The 653-nt window shown below is 32.6% G+C and carries 1 tRNA gene and 2 pseudogenes; 2 read left to right on the top strand and 1 reads right to left on the bottom strand.

Annotated features, from left to right (window positions below):
• Window positions 1–74, top strand: a tRNA-Asn gene (locus HMPREF2628_RS04720).
• Window positions 75–169: 95 nt separating this feature from the next.
• Here HMPREF2628_RS04720 and HMPREF2628_RS10425 read toward each other — a convergent pair.
• A pseudogene (locus tag HMPREF2628_RS10425) lies at window positions 170–300 on the bottom strand (ISL3 family transposase); the annotation flags it as partial.
• A gap of 22 nt (window positions 301–322) precedes the next feature.
• Between HMPREF2628_RS10425 and HMPREF2628_RS04715 the strand changes: the two are divergent.
• Window positions 323–653: pseudogene (locus tag HMPREF2628_RS04715) on the top strand (IS3 family transposase); the annotation flags it as partial.

Raw genomic sequence — 653 nt, 5'->3', positions numbered from 1 at the left:
TCCGCCATAGCTCAGTTGGTAGTAGCGCATGACTGTTAATCATGATGTCGTAGGTTCGAGTCCTACTGGCGGAGTAGTTAATTAAGAGAGGTTTAGTCCTCTTTTTTTATTTTGGTGAACATAAAAATAGGCTCTCTGTCAACTGTAGTGGATTGAAGAAAAGGTAATATCTAGAAAGGACAAATTTCGTCCTTTCTTTTTTGATGTTTAGAGCGATGAAAATACTTTTTTTGAAGTTTTCAAAGTGTTGACGATTTTATATTTGTCCTTGAGAAAGATTTTAAAAACAGTCTGAAAAATCTAACTTTTGGGGTGTTTTATTATGAAATTGAGTTATGAAGATAAAATTCAGATCTATGAACTTAGAAAACAAGGATATAGCTTAGAGAAGCTTTCAAATAAATTTGGGATAAACAATTCTAATCTTAGATACATGATTAAATTGATTGATCGTTACGGAATAAAGTTCGTCAAAAAAGGAAAAAATCGTTACTATTCTCCTGATTTAAAACAAGAAATGATTCATAAAGTCTTACATGAAGGCTGGACTAAAGATAGAGTTTCTCTTGAATACGGCCTCCCAAGTCGTACGATACTTCTTAACTGGCTAGCACAATACAAGAAAAACGGGTATACTATTGTTGAGAAAACAA

It is taken from the genome of Streptococcus sp. HMSC063B03, assembly GCF_001836965.1.
Classification (GTDB): Bacteria; Bacillota; Bacilli; order Lactobacillales; family Streptococcaceae; genus Streptococcus; species Streptococcus pneumoniae_F.
The sequence above is the reverse complement of the archived record's forward strand: the minus strand, read 5'-3'. Positions and strand labels throughout refer to the sequence as shown.